At 73.0% G+C, this 16452-nt stretch carries 12 protein-coding genes and 1 rRNA gene; 6 read left to right on the top strand and 7 right to left on the bottom strand.

The genetic code is table 11. The features are described from left to right. Positions 1-84, top strand: a 5S ribosomal RNA gene (gene rrf / locus ABTY15_RS17330); the annotation flags it as partial. 86 nt (positions 85-170) lie between these two features. Here rrf and pntB read toward each other — a convergent pair. From pntB to ABTY15_RS17345, 3 genes are all read right to left on the bottom strand, one after another. Beyond that, on the bottom strand, positions 171-1652 hold the full coding sequence (gene pntB / locus ABTY15_RS17335) for a Re/Si-specific NAD(P)(+) transhydrogenase subunit beta (RefSeq protein ID WP_350588943.1): 1482 nt from the start codon (positions 1650-1652) through the stop codon (positions 171-173). Between the two features lie 5 nt (positions 1653-1657). Then, positions 1658-3265: a Re/Si-specific NAD(P)(+) transhydrogenase subunit alpha gene (locus tag ABTY15_RS17340; protein ID WP_350588944.1), complete on the bottom strand. Its 1608-nt coding sequence runs from the start codon at positions 3263-3265 to the stop codon at positions 1658-1660. 248 nt (positions 3266-3513) lie between these two features. Beyond that, positions 3514-4083 carry a helix-turn-helix domain-containing protein gene (locus ABTY15_RS17345; protein ID WP_350588945.1) on the bottom strand — a complete coding sequence of 190 codons (570 nt, stop codon included), beginning with the start codon at positions 4081-4083 and terminating at the stop codon, positions 3514-3516. A 150-nt stretch (positions 4084-4233) separates the two neighbouring features. On the opposite strand from ABTY15_RS17345, the gene ABTY15_RS17350 reads away from it, so the two are divergent. The 5 genes from ABTY15_RS17350 to ABTY15_RS17370 all read left to right on the top strand — a co-directional run bounded on the left by ABTY15_RS17350 (position 4234) and on the right by ABTY15_RS17370 (position 11273). Beyond that, positions 4234-5013, top strand: a complete 780-nt coding sequence (locus tag ABTY15_RS17350; RefSeq protein ID WP_350588946.1) for an ABC transporter permease — start codon at positions 4234-4236, stop codon at positions 5011-5013. Further along, complete coding sequence (locus ABTY15_RS17355) at positions 5010-5735, top strand: ABC transporter ATP-binding protein (protein ID WP_350588947.1); 726 nt, start codon at positions 5010-5012, stop codon at positions 5733-5735. The genes ABTY15_RS17350 and ABTY15_RS17355 overlap by 4 nt, the downstream gene beginning before the upstream one ends. 58 nt (positions 5736-5793) lie before the next feature. After that, positions 5794-6783, top strand: coding sequence for an ABC transporter substrate-binding protein (locus tag ABTY15_RS17360; protein ID WP_350588948.1), 990 nt, complete (start codon positions 5794-5796; stop codon positions 6781-6783). Positions 6784-6821: 38 nt separating this feature from the next. Continuing rightward, positions 6822-7931: an aryl-sulfate sulfotransferase gene (locus tag ABTY15_RS17365; RefSeq protein WP_350588949.1), complete on the top strand. Its 1110-nt coding sequence runs from the start codon at positions 6822-6824 to the stop codon at positions 7929-7931. 231 nt (positions 7932-8162) lie between these two features. Further along, positions 8163-11273 carry an ATP-binding protein gene (locus tag ABTY15_RS17370; protein WP_350588950.1) on the top strand — a complete coding sequence of 1037 codons (3111 nt, stop codon included), beginning with the start codon at positions 8163-8165 and terminating at the stop codon, positions 11271-11273. Positions 11274-11346: 73 nt separating this feature from the next. Here ABTY15_RS17370 and ABTY15_RS17375 read toward each other — a convergent pair whose 3' ends face one another. The 4 genes from ABTY15_RS17375 to ABTY15_RS17390 all read right to left on the bottom strand — a co-directional run bounded on the left by ABTY15_RS17375 (position 11347) and on the right by ABTY15_RS17390 (position 15916). Then, positions 11347-12504 carry a fascin domain-containing protein gene (locus ABTY15_RS17375; protein WP_350588951.1) on the bottom strand — a complete coding sequence of 386 codons (1158 nt, stop codon included), beginning with the start codon at positions 12502-12504 and terminating at the stop codon, positions 11347-11349. 154 nt (positions 12505-12658) lie between these two features. Continuing rightward, complete coding sequence (locus ABTY15_RS17380; protein WP_350588952.1) at positions 12659-13324, bottom strand: calcium-binding protein; 666 nt, start codon at positions 13322-13324, stop codon at positions 12659-12661. After that, positions 13321-14529, bottom strand: a complete 1209-nt coding sequence (gene wecB, locus ABTY15_RS17385) for a non-hydrolyzing UDP-N-acetylglucosamine 2-epimerase (RefSeq protein WP_350588953.1) — start codon at positions 14527-14529, stop codon at positions 13321-13323. Before wecB ends, ABTY15_RS17380 begins: the two co-directional genes overlap by 4 nt. Positions 14530-14662: 133 nt before the next feature. Continuing rightward, positions 14663-15916, bottom strand: coding sequence for a glycosyltransferase family 2 protein (locus ABTY15_RS17390; protein WP_350588954.1), 1254 nt, complete (start codon positions 15914-15916; stop codon positions 14663-14665). Positions 15917-16452 lie beyond the last annotated feature (536 nt).

Here is a 16452-nt window from a genome sequence, read left to right on the forward strand (position 1 = left end):
TACATTCCGAACCCGGAAGCTAAGCCTCACAGCGCCGATGGTACTGCAGGGGGGACCCTGTGGGAGAGTAGGACGCCGCCGAACAATCATTCACAAAGAACCCCCGCCGGGGATACCGGCGGGGGTTCTTTGCATTTCCGGGTGGGTTACCCGGTTACCCGGTTACCCGGTTACCCGGTGGTTGTGGGCTGGCGGACCGCCGGGGTTGCCCGGCCGGGGGAGGTCGGGGTGACGGGGGGTTGGGCGGGGAGGGCCTGGAGGATCGCCTCGACGCTCTGTTTGGCGTCGCCGAAGAGCATGCCGCTGTTCTCGCGGAAGAACAGCGGGTTCTGCACGCCGGCGTAGCCGGAGGCCATCGAGCGCTTGAAGACGATCACCTGGTCCGCCTCCCAGACCCGCAGCACCGGCATTCCGGCGATGGGGCTGGAGGGGTCGTCGGTGGCGGCGGGGTTGACGGTGTCGTTGGCGCCGATGACGAGGACGACCGAGGTCCCGGCGAAGTCGTCGTTGATCTCGTCCATTTCCAGGACGATGTCGTACGGCACCTTCGCCTCGGCCAGGAGCACGTTCATGTGTCCGGGCAGGCGTCCGGCCACGGGGTGGACGCCGAAGCGGACCTCGACCCCGCGTTCGCGCAGCCGGCGGGTCAGTTCCGCCACCGGGTGCTGGGCCTGGGCCACGGCCATGCCGTAGCCGGGGGTGATGACCACGGACCGGGCCCGGGCGAGCAGTCCGGCGGCGTCCTCGGCCTGGATCTCCCGGGGCTCGCCCTGTTCCTCGTCGCCGCCCGACGGGGCCTCGATGCCGAACCCGCCGGCGATCACCGAGAGGAAGGACCGGTTCATCGCCCGGCACATGATGTACGACAGGTAGGCACCGGAGGAGCCGACCAGTGCCCCGGTGACGATGAGCAGGTTGTTGTCGAGCAGGAACCCGGCGGCGGCCGCGGCCCAGCCCGAGTAGCTGTTCAGCATGGAGACGACGACGGGCATGTCGCCGCCGCCGATCGAGGCGACCAGGTGCCAGCCCAGGGCGAGCGCCAGCACCGTCACCGCGATCATCAGGCCGAGGTTGGGGCTGACGGTGAACCAGACCGTCAGCCCGACGAAGACGGCCAGCGCGCCCAGGTTGAGGACGTTCTTGCCGGGCAGCGTCAGCGGGCGCGAGGCGATCCGGGCGGACAGCTTCAGGAAGGCCACGATGGAGCCGGTGAAGGTGACCGCGCCGATGAAGACGCCGATGAAGACCTCGGCGTGGTGGATGCCCAGCAGGTCACCGGCGATCGTGGTCTGGGCCGATCCGTGGGACTCGACCTCCAGGTAGCTGTTCCAGCCGACCAGGACGGCGGCGAGGCCGACGAAACTGTGCAGGACCGCGATGAGCTCGGGCATCTGCGTCATCTCGACCCGCCAGGCCCGCCACAGGCCCGCCGCGCCGCCGAGCGCCATGGCGAGGACGATCAGCACGACCGCGCCGGCGCTGATGCTCCGCGCCGCCACGATCACGGTGGCGCCCAGGGCGAGGGCCATGCCCGCGATGCCGTAGACGACGCCGGCGCGCGAGGTCCGGTGCCGGGACAGCCCGGCCAGGCTGAGGATGAAGAGCAGGGCGGCGACCAGGTCCGCGGCGTGCGAGGCCGTCGTGGCGGTCATCGGGCTCATCGCCTTTCCGAGGACGGGGACGGGGACGGGGATGTGGAGAACATCGACAGCATGCGGCGGGTGACGGCGAAGCCGCCGAAGACGTTCACGCTCGTCAGCAGGATCGCGACGAACGACAGCGCGGTCACGATCCAGCTCTCGTGCCCGATCTGCCACAGGGCGCCGATCACCACGATCCCGGAGATCGCGTTCGTCACCGACATCAGCGGGGTGTGCAGGGCGTGGTGGACCTTGCCGATGACGTAGTACCCGATGACCACGGCCAGGGCGAACACCGTGAAGTTCTGGGCGAGTTGGGCCGGCGCATTGGCAATCAGCAGGAAGGCTGCCAGCATCCCCAGGCCGATCAGGCCGAACCGCGCGGCGGCGGTGAGCCGGGGCCGCTCCGGTTGCCCGGCCGCGGGCGCAGAAGAGGGCGCAGGTGCGGAGGCAGACGCGGCAGGCGCGGGAGCGGCCGACACGGCGACGGGCGGCGGCGGCCAGGTGATCTCGCCGGCCCGGACCACCGTCACGGCGCGCTGGACGACGTCCTCGAAGTCGAGCACCAGCCGTCCGTCCCCGCCGGGGGTCAGCAGCTTTAGCAGGTTCACCAGGTTGGTGCCGAACAACTGCGAGGCCTGGGCGGGCAGTCGGGCGGCCAGGTCGGTGTACCCGATGATGGTGACGCCGTTGTCCGTGACCACCGCGCGGCCCGGCACGGTGCCCTCGACGTTGCCGCCCTGTGCGGCGGCCATGTCGACGATGACGCTGCCGGGCCGCATCGCCGCGACGTCCCGGGCGGTGATCAGCCGCGGGGCGGGCCGGCCGGGGATCAGCGCCGTCGTGACGATGATGTCCACGTCCGCGGCCTGCTCGTGGTACAGCGCGGCGGCGGCGCGGTCGTAGTCGGCGGAGGTCGCCTTGGCGTAGCCGTCGGTGCTCGCCTCCTGCGTGACGTCCACGGCCAGGTACTCGCCGCCCAACGACCGTACCTGGTCGGCGGCTTCGGGGCGGGGATCGGTCGCCCGGACGACCGCGCCCAGGCTGGACGCCGTGCCGATGGCGGCGAGCCCGGCCACGCCGGCGCCTGCCACCAGGACCTTCGCCGGGGGCACCTTGCCGGCGGCGGTGACCTGGCCGGTGAAGAAGCGCCCGAACACGTGCGCCGCCTCGATCACCGCGCGGTACCCGGCGATGTTCGCCATCGAGCTGAGCACGTCCATCGACTGCGCCCGCGAGATCCGCGGGACGGCGTCCAGCGCGAGCGCCGTCACGCCGCGCTCGGACAGCACCGTGAGCAGTTCGGGACGTTGCGCCGACGCGAGCAGGCCGACGAGGGTGGCGTCCCGGCGCAGCCGGGCGACCTCGTCGACCGACGGGGCGTTGACCTTCAGGACCACCTCCGTCGCCCAGGCGTCGCCGATGCTCGCGCCGGCCTCGGTGTAGGCCTCGTCGGTGAAGCCGGAGGCGGCTCCGGCCTCCGACTCGACGACGACCTGGTAGCCGAGCCCGCGCAGCAGTCGGACCGTCGCGGGCGTCGCCGCGACGCGGGTCTCCCCGCTGGTCGACTCGGCGACCACGCCGATGCGCTGAGGTGGATGGTGGATCGGGACCTGTGCAGCCATTGCCTGGTACCTCTCTCGTCGGAGGCGCTGCGGACCGGTGCATGTGCGATCGAGGGGGAAGCCCCACCCGTTGGTCGCAGGAACGTACACCTACCCAGCTTGCGCGCCGAGAGCGCGAACCAGTGACAAGCCTCACTGCGTGCCGTCGAGGTCATCGGCGCGAACGGTCGGACCCGCGCCCCAGGCCCTGGCCGGGGCGTGGCGGTGGCCTCAGGCCGTGGCGGTGACGTCAGGCCGTGGCGGTGACGTCAGGGCGTGGCGATGACGAGGAGGGTGCGGGCCGGGTCGGGGCCGGCGAGGCGGCAGCGGTGCGGGACGTGGCCGGGGTGGTGGGCGCTCTGGCCGGCCCGCAGGGTGAGCGGCTCCTCGCCCTCGATCTCCAGGACGACCTCGCCCTCCAGGACGTAGAGGAAGTCCTCCCCGGGGTGTTCGAACCAGCCGCGCTCGCCCTGGCCGGGCTCGAAGTGGTGCTCGTAGGCCTCCATCAGGCTGCTGCGTCCGCCCGGGATGAGGACCCGCGCGATCTGCCCGGCGGCCTCGCTGACCCGGATCACCTGCGGGCTGCTCTCGTGGCTGACGGTGCCCGGTCGCGCGGGCGGGCGCAGGAAGGCGCCCGGTGGGACGCCCAGGGCCTCGGCGATGCGGTAGATCGAGGTGAGGCTCGGGGTGGTGAGCCCGCGTTCCAGCTGGCTGAGGAAGGGCTGGGAGAGGCCGGAGCGGGCGGCGAGGTCGGCCATCGGCACACCGCGCTCCTTGCGGTGACGGCGGACCAGCCGGCCGACGGCGAGCGCCTCGGGGGAGGGTTCGGGTCGGGACATGCTCGTGAACGTACCTCATCGCCTCGGCGCTGGTCGCCGCCGAGGAAACGTTTCGCACGGCTGCAACGTGCTGTTTATAAGCGTGGTCAATTATTGATGTCACTTATATCGGCCCGGGCGGACGCCCCACGGCGCTGAGGAGACGACCGCGTGCACCCCACCCCATCCCCGCCCCCGCGGACCCTGGCCCGCCTCGCACCACCGCTCGCGGCCGCCGCGGCCGTGCTCGGGGCATGGACGGCCCTGGCGGCCTCGGGCGCGGTGGCACCCGGTCTGCTGCCCACGCCTGCCGCCACCTGGCACGCCCTGGAAGAGAGCGCCCGTACCGGCACCCTGTGGAACGACCTCGCCGCCAGCCTCGGCCGGGCCGCGCAGGGATTCGCCCTCGGTGCCGCGCTGGGCTGCACGCTCGGTTTCGCCACCGGCTACCTGCCACGGCTGTCCGCCGCGGTCACCCCGCTGGTCTCGTTCCTCCGACCGATCCCGGCGATCGCCCTGGTGCCGCTGGCCACCGCCTGGTTCGGCATCGGCGAGACCGCCAAACGCCTGCTCATCGCGTACGCCGTGCTGCTCGCCGTCTGGCTCTACGTCCACGACGGGGTGTCCCGGGTCCCGGTGACCCACCTGCGCGCCGCCCGCTCGCTCGGGGCGCCGCTGCGGCGGCGGTTCACCGAGGTGCTGCTGCCGGCCGCCGCGCCCGCCCTGTTCGCCGCGCTCCGGTACGGGGCGTCGGTCGCCCTGCTGGCCCTGGTGGCGGCCGAACTCGGCGGCGCGCAGGACGGACTGGCCTACCGGCTCCAGGTGGACGGACAGTTCCTCCGGACCGACCGCATCTTCGCCGGCCTGTCGGTACTGGGCCTGCTCGGCGTGGCCGTCGACCTGGCCCTGGCCGCGCTCGGCCGACGGATCGTGCACTGGAGCGAGTCATGAGCCGCGGCATCCGGCTGGAGGGCCTGGCCGTCGGCCACGGGCCGCGCCGGCACGGCACGACCGTCCTCGCGCCGACCGAACTCGACCTGGCCGCCGGCTCGTTCACCGCGTTGATCGGCCCCAGCGGCTGCGGCAAGTCGACCGTCCTCAACGCGGTCGCGGGTTTCGTCCGCCCCACCGCGGGCCGGGTGCTGGTCGGCGCCGAGCCGGTCACCGGCCCGGGCCCGGACCGGGGCATGGTGTTCCAGCACTACGCGCTGTTCCCGTGGCTCACCGCCCGGGGGAACGTGGAGTTCGCGCTCAAACGCCTCGGCCTCCCGCGCGGGGAGCGTCGGCAGCGGGCACTGGCCGCGCTGGCCGAGGTCGGGCTCGCGGACGGCGCGGAGAAGTACCCGGCCCAGCTCTCCGGCGGGATGCAGCAGCGCGTCGCCCTGGCCCGCGCGCTCGCCGCCGAACCCGAAGTCCTCCTCATGGACGAGCCGTTCGGCGCACTGGACGCGCTCACCAGGGCCCGGATGCAGCAGCTGCTCACCCGGTTGTGGCGGCGCACCGGCACCACCGTGCTGTTCGTCACCCACGACATCGACGAGGCGCTCGCCGTCGCCCAGCGGATCGTGGTGCTCGGCGGGCGGCCCGGCCGGGTGCTCGCCGACCACGCCGTCCCGTCCGGCCCCGACCCCGCACTGCGCGACCTGATCGCCCGCCGGCTCGGCCTCGGCTGAGCCGCCCCGGCCCACTCCAACCCACGTCAGACCAAATCGCCGAAGGGACACCCTCACCATGCCCGGACCTCGCGCGGTCGTCGCCCTGCTGCTGGCCGCCGTGCTCACCACCCTCACCACCGCCTGCTCGAACCCGTCCGCGGCGGCCGGGGACCCGACCGTCACCATCGCCGGCAGCGACTACCTGGGCGGCGCCCCCGTCTACCTGGCGGAGGACCGCCGGCTCTGGTCCGCCGAACACGTCCAGGCGAAGCTCCAGGCCTACGGGACCGGCCGGGACGCGCTCAACGCCGTCCTCGGCGGCCAGGCCCAGCTCGGCGTCGTCGGTGACCTGCCCGCCGTCACCGCCGCCCTCACCGGCCGCGACCTGCGCATCGTCGCCGACCTCTCCCGGTTCGCGGACTGGCGGATCCTCACCCGGACGGACCGGGGCATCACCGGGTTCGAGCAGCTCAGGGGGCGCCGGATCGGCCTTCCGCAGGGCACCAACGTCGAGTACGCGCTCGCCCTGATGCTCGCCTCCGGCGGGCTGGCCGGCACCGACGTCCAGGTCGTGAACCTCGCCCCCAACCAGATCCCCGCCGCCCTCGCCCGCGGCGACATCGACGCCGGTGTGACCTTCCCCAGCTTCTACGACGCGACCCGCACCACCCTGGGCGGCCGCTACGCCGAGCTGCGCTTCACCGGCTACACCGCCCGCACCCTGCTCGTCGCCGGACCCACCGCGACCGACCCGACCACCACCGCCGTCCTGCGGGCCCTGCTGCGCGCACAGACCGAGCTGACCGCCGACCCGGCCGCGGCCCGCCGCGCCGTGCTCGCCCAGTCCAACGGTGCCCTGCAGAGCGGGTACGTCGACGCGTACCAGCCCGTGTACGCGTACCGGCCGACGCTCTCCGCCGAACTGTTGCAGCAGCTCCAGGACGAGGCCGGCTGGGCCGAGGCGGCCCAGGGCCTGCCCGGGCCCACCGACCGGGCCGCGTTGCTGGGGCGGCTGCACGCCGGCCCGCTCACCGCCGTCGACCCGGCCGCCGTGACCGTCCGCTGAAATCAATCAACCCACCCGCACCACACAGGAGTTACCCGATGACCGTCGACCAGAACACCCTCCGCCGGCGCGGCCTCGGCCTGCGCGCCCACGACCCCGCGCGCAGCTGGGGCGGCTACACCCTCTACACCCCGATCGGCGGCCCCGGCGACGTCCACCTCGTGGACATCGAGGGCAACCCGGTCCACACCTGGCGGCTGCCGCACCCCCCGGGCCGGCACGCGCAGCTGCTCGCCAACGGCAACCTCTTCTACCAGGGCAAGGACACCGACGGCCCGAGCCTCTTCCCGATCTGGGACGTCTACCACGGCGGGATCCTCCAGGAGATCGCCCCCGACGGCCGGGTGGTGCGCGAGGTCCGCCACCCCTACCACCACCACGACGCCTCCGTGCTGCGCAACGGCAACCTGCTCGTGCTCGGAGTGGAACCGCTCTCCGCCGCCGACTCCGCCCGGATCCGCGGCGGCATCCCTGGCTCCGAGGCGCCGGGCGGCGTCATCCACGGCGACGTGGTCTACGAGCTGACCTGGGACGGCGAGTTGGTCTGGCGGTGGGCCGCGATCGAGCACCTGGACCCCGAACTGACCCCGCTCAACCCGCACTTCGCCCGCGAGCACTGGCCGATGGCCAACACGGTCAACGAACTCCGGGACGGCGGCGTCCTGGTGGGCTTCCGCAGCGCCTCCACCGCCGTCGCCGTCGACCGCGCGGACGGCTCCGTCCGGTGGCGGATCGGGCCCGAGGTGCTGGCCCAACAGCACTACCCGCACGAGCTCGCCGACGGGAACGTCCTGGTCTTCGACAACGGCACCTACCGGGACACCACCTCGGTGCCCTACTCCCGGGTCGTGGAGATCGACCCGGCGGACGGCCGGACGGTCTGGAGCTACGAGGACAACCCGCCGCAGAACTTCTACAGCCCGTACATGTCCAGCGCCCAGCGGCTGCCCAACGGCAACACCTTCATCGCCGAGGGGTCCTTCGGCCGGCTCTTCGAGGTCACCCCCGGCGGCGACGTCGTCTGGGAGTTCGTCGTGCCCGAGTTCGGGTCCTTCGGCCGCGGCGTCGGCCTGGAATCCTCCCGCGGCGCACAGAACGCCGTCTTCCGGGCCTACCGCTACTCGCGCGAGCAGATCCCCTGGCTCTGACCTCTGGCCGCTGACCGGACTCCGGCAGGGGGCGAGCACCGGCAGGGGGCGAGCACCGGCCGGTTTTGGCGAGTTCAGATCAAGTGCCCCCGGGAGCGTGGATCCCTCGGGTAGGGTCGCGACTGGTTACTGTCGGGTAGGGGTAGCGCAACGTGACGCCGGCACAGTTCCCCGGCGCGGGTTGCGCCGGTCGGCGTCCGGGGCGGGCATCCCGGGTGTGGGGGTGGATGGGTGACGACATTAGGGCGGCTGCTGCGGGAGTTGCGCCACGCTGCGGGACTGACCCAGGAGGAGCTCGCCGAGGCCGCCGGGTTGGCGGCCCGATCGATCAGGGACCTGGAGCGGGGCCGCCGGGAGCGGCCGCAGCGCCGCACCCTGGAGGTGCTGGCGTCGGCGCTGGGGCTGGCCGAGGCCGACGCCGCCGCGCTCTTCGCGGCCGGTCGCGGGGGTCCGCCCGGCCGGCCGGCGGCTCCTCCTTCCGCTGACGGGGGGACGGGATCCGGTCTGTTCGAGCGCCGCGGCCAGCTGGCGGTGCTGGAGCGGGCGGGCGGTGAGGCCCGGAGCGGCCGGGGTGCCGTCGTGCTGGTGCAGGCGAGTGCGGGCCTGGGGAAGACCTCGCTGCTGAACGCCTGGGCCGCCGCCGAGCAGGAGCGGGGGATCCGGGTGGTGCGGGCCGCCGGGGGAGAGCTGGAACAGGACTTCGCCTTCGCGGTGGTACGGCAGTTGGCCGAGCCGCTGCTGGCCCGGGCCGGTGCTGCCGGGCGGGAGCGGCTGTTGTCGGGCCCCGCCGAGCTGGCCGCGCACGCGCTGCGGGTGGACGGCGCCGCCGACGGCGGCGGGGTGTCGCCCGAGGCCTCGCTCGGCGTGCTGCACGGCCTGTACTGGCTGATGGTGCACGTCACGGACGACGGGCCGGTCGCGCTGGTGATCGACGACGTGCACTGGGCGGACGGCCCCACCGTGCGGTGGCTGGAGTACCTGGCGCGACGGCTGCGCGGGCTGCCGTTGCTGCTGGTGCTGGCGGGACGGCCGGACAGCGGGACCCAGGTCGAGCCGCTGCTGGAGCGGATCGCCGGACAGCCGGACTGCCGGACGGTCGGGCTGCCCGCCCTGGGCGCGGACAGCGTGGCCGCGCTGGTGCGGGAGGGCCTGGGGCGGGAGGCCGAACCGCGGTTCCTCGCCGCGTGCGCGGGGGCGACCCAGGGAAACCCGCTGCTGCTGCGCGAGTTGCTGCGGACCCTGGCCGACAACGGGGTCCGGCCCGAGGACGGTCAGGCGCATCTGGTGGACGAGTTCCGCGGCCGGATCCTGGCGGTCACCGTGGTCAAGCGGCTGGCCGGTCAGCCGGAGCCGACCCGCCGGCTGGCCCGGGCCCTGGTGGTGCTGGGCGACGGGGCCGCCTGGCACCTCCTGGCCGAGCTGGCGGGGCTCGGCGAGCCGCAGGCCCGCGAGCACGGCCGCCGGTTGCGGCGGATCGGAGTGCTGGCACCGGGCGAGGCGGCGCGGTTCGGCCACCCCCTGGTCCGCGCCGCGATCGCCGAAGCCCTGGTGGGACCGGTGGAGTCGGCCGCCGGCCACGCCCGGGCGGCCGAACTGCTGCGGCGCGAGGGGGCGTCCGGCGACCAGGTGGCCGGCCACCTGCTGCTGGCCGAACCGAGCGGCGAGGCCTGGCGGGTGGAGGCGCTGCGGGAGGCCGCGCGGGTGACCCGCGGGCGCGGGGCTCCGGAGATCACCGCGGCCTATCTGCGCCGGGCCCTGCGGGAGCCGATGTCCGTCGAGCAGCGCGGTCCGCTGCTGCTGGAGCTGGGCGGGGCCGAGCTCCAGGTCGACGTCGGCACGGCCAGGCACCATCTGGCCCGGGCCTCGGCCGCGTTGACGGACCCGTACGCCCGGGCCGAGGCGGCCTACCTGCTCGCGAACGCGCTGTTCCTCGGGCACCAGCACGTCGACGCCGTCGAGGTCCTCGGCCGCGCGGTGGAGGACCTGGGGCAGGTGGACGACGGCGGCACCGGGCTCGCCCGCGAGGTCTCGTGGTACCTCCAGGCCCAGATGCTGCTGATCGGCTACGAGCACCTGTCCACCCTCCCCGCGGCCCGGCAGCAGGCCGGTCGCCTCTGGGACCACAAGCTGGCCGGCGACACCCCGGGCGAGTGCGCGGTGCTGGCCGCACTGTCCGCCTCCGGGGCGACCGGGGAGGCCAGCGCCTCGACCACCAACGACCTCCTCGACCGGGCGCTGCGCGGCGGGCTGGCGGGGATGGACCAGTCGCAGCTGCTCGTCAGCCTGGCCGGGATGGTCTTCACGACCACCGACCGTCTCGACGACGCGGCGGCGCGGTTCGACCAGATCGCCGAGGTGGGCGGCGGCTGGGGCTCGTTCCTGATGGTGTCGGCGGCGCTGGTGTGGCAGCAGACGGTCCGTGCGCGCCGGGGTCAACTGCTCGCGCTCACAACTGACTTGGGGCATCCCGCCGCGTCGGTCGGGGAGGGCGTGGAGCCCCGGGTGCGGCTGGGGCTGATGACCCAGGTGGGCGAATCCCTGCTGGAGCGGTGCGATCCGGCCGCGGCCGGGCGGGTGCTGGTGCCGGACGCCGACACCGAGCGGGTGGGCTGGACCTGGCAGGGGCCGATGGTCCTGGTCCGCAGCCGGCTGCACGCGGCGCGGGGCAATCCGGCTGCCGCCCTGGCCCTGCTGCTGGAGTACGGTGCGCAGGAGCGGCGGGCCCAGGTCTCGAACCTGGCGATGGCGCCCTGGCGGTCGCGGGCGGCGCTGTTGCACCTGGCGCTCGGACAGCGGGCGGACGCGCTGGAACTGGCCACCGAGGAGCTGGAGTTGGCCCACCGGTGGGGCACCGGGCGAGTGATCGGGGTGGCCTCGCGGACCCTGGGCGTCGTCCTGGGCGGCCCCGAGGGGGAGGCCCTGCTGCGCGAGGCCGTCGCGGCGCTGGAGCTCTCCCCGGCCCGGCTGGAGCTGGCCCGGGCCCGCTACGAGTGGGGGGTCGCCCTGTCGCGTAGCGGCGAGACCGACCAGGCCCGGCAGGTCCTGATGGGGGCGCTGGACCTCGCGCAGACCTGCGGCAGCGTCCTGCTGGCCGGTCGGGTCCGCCGGGCGCTGGCCGCGGTGGGGGTGCGCCCGCCGGCCGCGCCGGCGGTGGCGCCGAGCCTGTCGCTGACCGAGCACCGGTTGCTGGAGCTGGTCGCCGCCGGCCACACCGACCGGCAGGTCGCCCGGGCCCTGCTGCTGACCCCGCAGGACGTGGCCGGCCTGGTGGAGCGGGCGGGCCGCACCCTGGGGGCGGCCGACCGGGCGGACCTGGCGCGAACGGCCGCCCGCCCCCGGTAGGTGCGGCACGGCGCCTGCGGCACGGGCTCGGACCTCGTACACCAGGAGGTCCGAGCCCGTGCCGACGGTCCGGTTACTGGAACTGCTCCCAGGGCCCGAGGGCACCGGCACGGGCGCGCAGCTCGCCGTACTGGTCGCCGCCGTAGGCGAGTTCGGCGGAGACGTACTGGCCGTTGGCGGCCGACTTGAGGGCGTAGTTGCCGCCGACGGGCTCGACGGTGAACTTCTCCCAGGGGCCGAGCACATCGGCGCGGGCCCGCAGTTCACCGTACTGGTCGCCGCCGTAGGCGAGTTCGGCCGAGACCCACCGGCCGTTGGCGGCCGACCGGATCGAGTAGACGCCGCTGCGGTTGTTGCGGCACAGGTTGTACTGCTCCCAGGGGCCGAGGGCACCGGCGCGGGCGCGCAACATGCCGTAGCTGTCGCCGCCGTAGGCGAGTTCGGTCGAGACGTACTGGCCGCTGGCGGCCGACTTGAGCGGGGTGCCCTCGGTCACGCAGGCGACCTCGTCGGGGGCGGCGTTCCCCAGCGTGGCGTTCAGGTAGTTCTGGAAGGCCTCCAGTGCCCCGATCGACCGGGCCATGCTGGGCGCGGCGACCGGGAGTTCGTTCCAGGTCAGCTCGCGCTGGTGGCCGTGCCGCCAGCCCCGGGTGTGCACCGCGTCGGTGCGCGGGTTGTCGCTGTTGGGGGACTTGGCGTCGACGTTCTGCCCCCGGTCGTCGAAGGACTGGAGGGCGTAGGCGCCCCAGTCCTCGCCGCCGCCCCAGGAGAACAGTTGCAGCCAGGGCGTGGGGTTGTTGAGGTTCTGCATCACCACCGCCCCCTCGTTGCCGCCGATGTAGCTCGCGACCTTCTTCTTCGCGGGGTTGAAGAGCGCGAAGCGGTCGCGTACCCCGACCCGGATCCACTGGCAGTACGGGTTGGCGGCGTCGAACTGCTTCAGCCAGACGTTGTCGTCGTCGGCACTGGCACACAGCACGTGGTCGGACCAGGCACCGTTGGTGAGGTACATCGGCCCGGTCACCGACTGCGTCCACGGGCTGGCGGTGGTGGACGCGGCGGCGGCAGGGGCAGGGGCGGGGGCCGGAGCGGGGGCGGCGGAGGCGGAGGTGGCGGGCAGTCCGGCCAGGCAGAGCAGGGCCGTGCCGGCGGCGACGGCCGCGGCTCGCCGGCGCGTCCTACCGCGGCTCCGGACGCGATCCTCCGGGGTGCGGGCGCTGGTTGCGTTCATGGCGGCACCTTCCTGTGCTCGATGAGGGGGGATGGCCGCTTGACCGTGTACAGCTGACCATCGAGCGGGGTGGGGGCACCAGGAAGGACCACGGGACGGTTCACCGGAAGGACCACCGGAACAACCGCCGGAAGAAAGCGGGTTGACGGGGGCGCTACGGTGCCGGTTCCACCGCGACGTCGCTGAACACCACCCGGGCGTCCTCGGTGTACGCCCCGATGTTGCCGGACAGGTACGGGCGTTCCTGGTCCTCGAAGGACACCAGGCCTCGCCCGTCGACGCTCACCTCCATGCGCGCACCGCGCTGGGCCACCTTCACCTCGGACCACCTGCCGATCGGGAAGCGCTCGGAATCCGTCGCCAGGAAGCGCTGGCCGCCGGGGTAGGCGGGATCACGCTTGCCCAGCTCCCAGCCGTTCGGCTTGAGGATGACGTAGTAGAAGTGCTCCGGGTCGGAGTACGCCCACACCAGCCACGGCACCTCCCAGGGGTTGGGCTCGGGCGTGCGCAGCTGGGCGATCGTGCGCATGCGTGCCCGGAGGTCCATGTCCCGGTACTCCCGGGTGGAGACGATCAGTCCGGCGTGGGTCTCCGCCGCCTCCTGCGCCGGCTTGGGGGAGAGGGCCAGGCCGTTGGGGAGGCCGGTGTTCTCGCCGTGGCCGTTGAAGACCGACCGCCACGGGCCGTGGACCGAACCGTCGGTCCACGGCCGGGCCGGCTCCTCGTCCCCGTCGCCCCTGAGGGCGTTCACCGCGAAGGCGACCCCCACCACCGTGGCGGCCAGCAGTGCGAGGGTGAGGAGCCGGTGAACTCTCGTCATGCGGTCGAGTATGCCCCCGGACCCTTGGGGCGGGGGACGGCCAGCGGGCGCGGCGCGGGTGCCGCGGCGGCGTCCACGCCGAAGTCCTCGGCGAGTTGGGCCAGGATCCGGTCGGTGGCGTGCCCGTCACCGAAGGGGTTGCCGGCCTTCGCCATGCTCCGGTACGCCTCCTCGTCGTCCAGCAGCCGCATGGCGGCGTCCAGGATGACCTGCGGTTCCGTGCCGACCAGTTGGGCCGCGCCGGCTTCCACGGCCTCGGGCCGCTCGGTGGTGGTGCGCAGCACCAGGGCCGGCTTGCCGAGCGTGGGGGCCTCCTCCTGGATGCCGCCGGAGTCGGTCAGGACGAGGTCGCAGCCGGCCAGGGTGGCGGAGAAGTCCAGGTAGCCGAGCGGCTCGACGATCCGGATGCCCGGGTGGTCGGACAGCTCGGGCAGCAGGGCCTCGCGGACGGCGGGGCTCTTGTGGAGCGGCAGCACGATCTCGACGTCGCCGCGGTCGGCCAGCCGGCGCAGGGCCTTGCCCATGGCGCGCATCTTGTCGCCCTGGTTCTCGCGGCGGTGCAGGGTGACCAGGACGCGCCGCAGGTCGGTGCGGAAGTGGTCACGCCCGGCGCCCTGCCCGAGCACCCACAGCAGGTTGTCGATGACGGTGTTGCCGGTGACGAACACCTCGGCCGCCGGTACGCCTTCGGCGGTGAGGTGCCCGGCGGCGCGGGGTGTGGGTGCGAAGTGCCAGCGGGCGATGCGGCCGATGAGACGGCGGTTGAGCTCCTCGGGGAAGGGGTTGTCCAGCACTCCGGTGCGCAGCCCGGCCTCCACGTGCGCGACGGGGATGTGCTCGTAGAACGCGGCGAGGGCGCCGGTCAGCGCGGAGGTGGTGTCGCCCTGGACGATGACGAGGTCGGGGCGCTCGGCGTGCACGACCTCGCCCAGCCCCTCCACCAGCCGGGCCGTGAGCTTGGCGAGTTCCTGCCGCTCCCGCATCACGTCGAGCTCGAACTTGGCCTCGACCTGGAGGAGTTCGAGCATCTGCTGGAGCATTTCGCGGTGCTGGCCGGTGGTGACGACGAGCGGCTGGAAGTGCGGGGAGGCGGCCATGGCGCGGGCCACCGGCGCGAGCTTGATCGCTTCCGGCCGGGTGCCCAGGACGAGCATGGCCCGGACGGGGGTGGTGTTGGCGGGTGTGGTGCTGGCGTTCGGGGACATGGGTCTCCCTAGAGGGTGCTTGCCTGAGGTGTCGGTGCAGGTGCAGGTGCAGGTGCGCGTGGAACTGCGAGTACGCGTGGAGGCGCAGGTGCGCGTGGAGCTGCGGGTGTGCGTGGAGGAGCGGGCGCGTGCGTCAGGTGCGCGCGGTCTTCAGCCAGGTCCGTTTGCCGGTGAGCATCCGCCACAGGCCCCACCATCCGGCGGCGAACCAGATGTAGCCGTAGACGACGAAGACGTGCGAGAGCAGGACGGCCCGGACGAGTCCGAGCCCGCGCTCGCGCCGGGAGTAGACCCAGCCGTAGGCGTACGCCGCGGTGAAGGACAGCACGTACGGTCCGATGATCCACATCGGCGACATCAGCGGGCGGCCGGCCTCGACGGAGCCGATCACGACGCCGGCCGTGGCGACGACGAAGGAGAGCGGCAGCAGCGAGGTGAGCAGGATCAGCACGGGGCTGGACAGGTGGTACAGCAGGTCGATCGCGGCCTTCGTGGGCACCTCGCGCAGGATCAGCGGGACCAGCCCGGCCGACTGGAGGTGGCCCTGGAACCAGCGGGACCGCTGGCGCACCAGCCGGCGCACGTCGAGCACGGCCTGCTGGGAGACGGCGGCGGTGGTGCAGTGGTGGTTGGTCCAGCCGCGGGCGATCAGGCGCACCCCGAGGTCGAGGTCCTCGGTCAGGGAGTCGCTCCACGGCCCCTTCCCGTCCTCGCCGCTGAGGCTGTTGAGCGCGGAGAGGCGCATGAACTGGCCGTTGCCGCCCATGCCGACGCTGCCGAAGTAGTGGCGGGCGGACTGGAAGATGTCGCCGTAGATGACGAACTCCATGTCCTGGAGCCGGGCGAGCAGGCCCTGGTGACGGTTGTACATGCGCACGCCGACCTGGGTGGCACCGGTGCGCGGGTCGTCGAAGTAGGGGTCGACGGCCTGGACGACGTGCGGGTCGAGGCGGCCGTCGGCGTCCACCACGCAGACGACGACGTCGCCCGGGTCGCGGCCGTCGAGGATGCCGGACTCCCGCAGGTGGCGGATGCCGGCGTTGAGGGCGGCGCCCTTGCCCTTGCGGGCGTCGGGCAGCTGCCGCTGGAGGAGCTTGACCCGGTCGGGGTCGGCGGCGCGCGCGATGTCGGCGGTGCGGTCCTCGGACGCGTCGTCGATGACCAGCGCCATGAAGTTGCCGGCCGGCAGTGAGGTGATCCGGGCCAGGCTCTCGCCGAGGACCTTCTCCTCGTTCAGACAGGCGAGGAGGAAGACGTAGAGGCGCTCGGTACCCGGGCTGTGGTCGCGGCGGACCCGGCGTCGGGAGAGGACGAAGAGGGTGGAGTTGTAACTGCCCGCCAGCACGATGATGGCGATGCTCGACCAGAGGAGTACCTCCCCGATCACCGATGTTCACCTGAGTTTCGGAGAGCGAACCAGAATTTGGTCAGAAGAAGGACGACGGCGGTCGCGCAGTAGAGCAGGAATCCGGCCCCGGCGACTTCCTGCAGTTCCCTGGCAAAAGGTATTCCCGGCACGACTTCTGGGGCCGCCGTCAGACCGGCCAAGGGCAGCACTATCCCCAGAGCGGGTTTTCCGTACATGAGATCCCCCCGGATTTCGCGCACGCTCGTCGTTCCGAAGCGTGCGTTCGGAGGCTATCAGAGGACAAGCATGTTCATCACTTCATGTTGAGTTATGTTGAATCGGAATATGAAATTCCGAAGAACAGATCATCGTCCTGCCTGATCCGGCGGCCGGTGTGACCGGTGGGATTTCTGAGCCGTCGGCTCGGATCACAACACCCTTGGCGCAAAGGGGCATTGACACTCCGTCCGGCCCGGCGTGAGAATCAGCGAGCTGTCGGGGGCTTCGTCGTCATGCCTGCGCCCGTTATACCGGGCGCCTTTGGCGAGAATTGGCGGGGAACCGACAAAAAATCT

Source organism: Kitasatospora sp. NPDC097643, assembly GCF_040302625.1.
Classification (GTDB): domain Bacteria; phylum Actinomycetota; class Actinomycetes; order Streptomycetales; family Streptomycetaceae; genus Kitasatospora.

Excerpts from the sequence above, each read along its gene's own strand:
- ABTY15_RS17360 (WP_350588948.1), top strand. The coding sequence starts at position 5,794 with ATGCCCGGACCTCGCGCGGTCGTCGCCCTGCTGCTGGCCGCCGTGCTC.
- wecB (WP_350588953.1), bottom strand. The coding sequence starts at position 14,529 with ATGTCCCCGAACGCCAGCACCACACCCGCCAACACCACCCCCGTCCGG.
- pntB (WP_350588943.1), bottom strand. The coding sequence starts at position 1,652 with ATGACCGCCACGACGGCCTCGCACGCCGCGGACCTGGTCGCCGCCCTG.
- ABTY15_RS17345 (WP_350588945.1), bottom strand. The coding sequence starts at position 4,083 with ATGTCCCGACCCGAACCCTCCCCCGAGGCGCTCGCCGTCGGCCGGCTG.
- ABTY15_RS17340 (WP_350588944.1), bottom strand. The coding sequence starts at position 3,265 with ATGGCTGCACAGGTCCCGATCCACCATCCACCTCAGCGCATCGGCGTG.
- ABTY15_RS17355 (WP_350588947.1), top strand. The coding sequence starts at position 5,010 with ATGAGCCGCGGCATCCGGCTGGAGGGCCTGGCCGTCGGCCACGGGCCG.
- ABTY15_RS17380 (WP_350588952.1), bottom strand. The coding sequence starts at position 13,324 with ATGACGAGAGTTCACCGGCTCCTCACCCTCGCACTGCTGGCCGCCACG.
- ABTY15_RS17365 (WP_350588949.1), top strand. The coding sequence starts at position 6,822 with ATGACCGTCGACCAGAACACCCTCCGCCGGCGCGGCCTCGGCCTGCGC.
- ABTY15_RS17375 (WP_350588951.1), bottom strand. The coding sequence starts at position 12,504 with ATGAACGCAACCAGCGCCCGCACCCCGGAGGATCGCGTCCGGAGCCGC.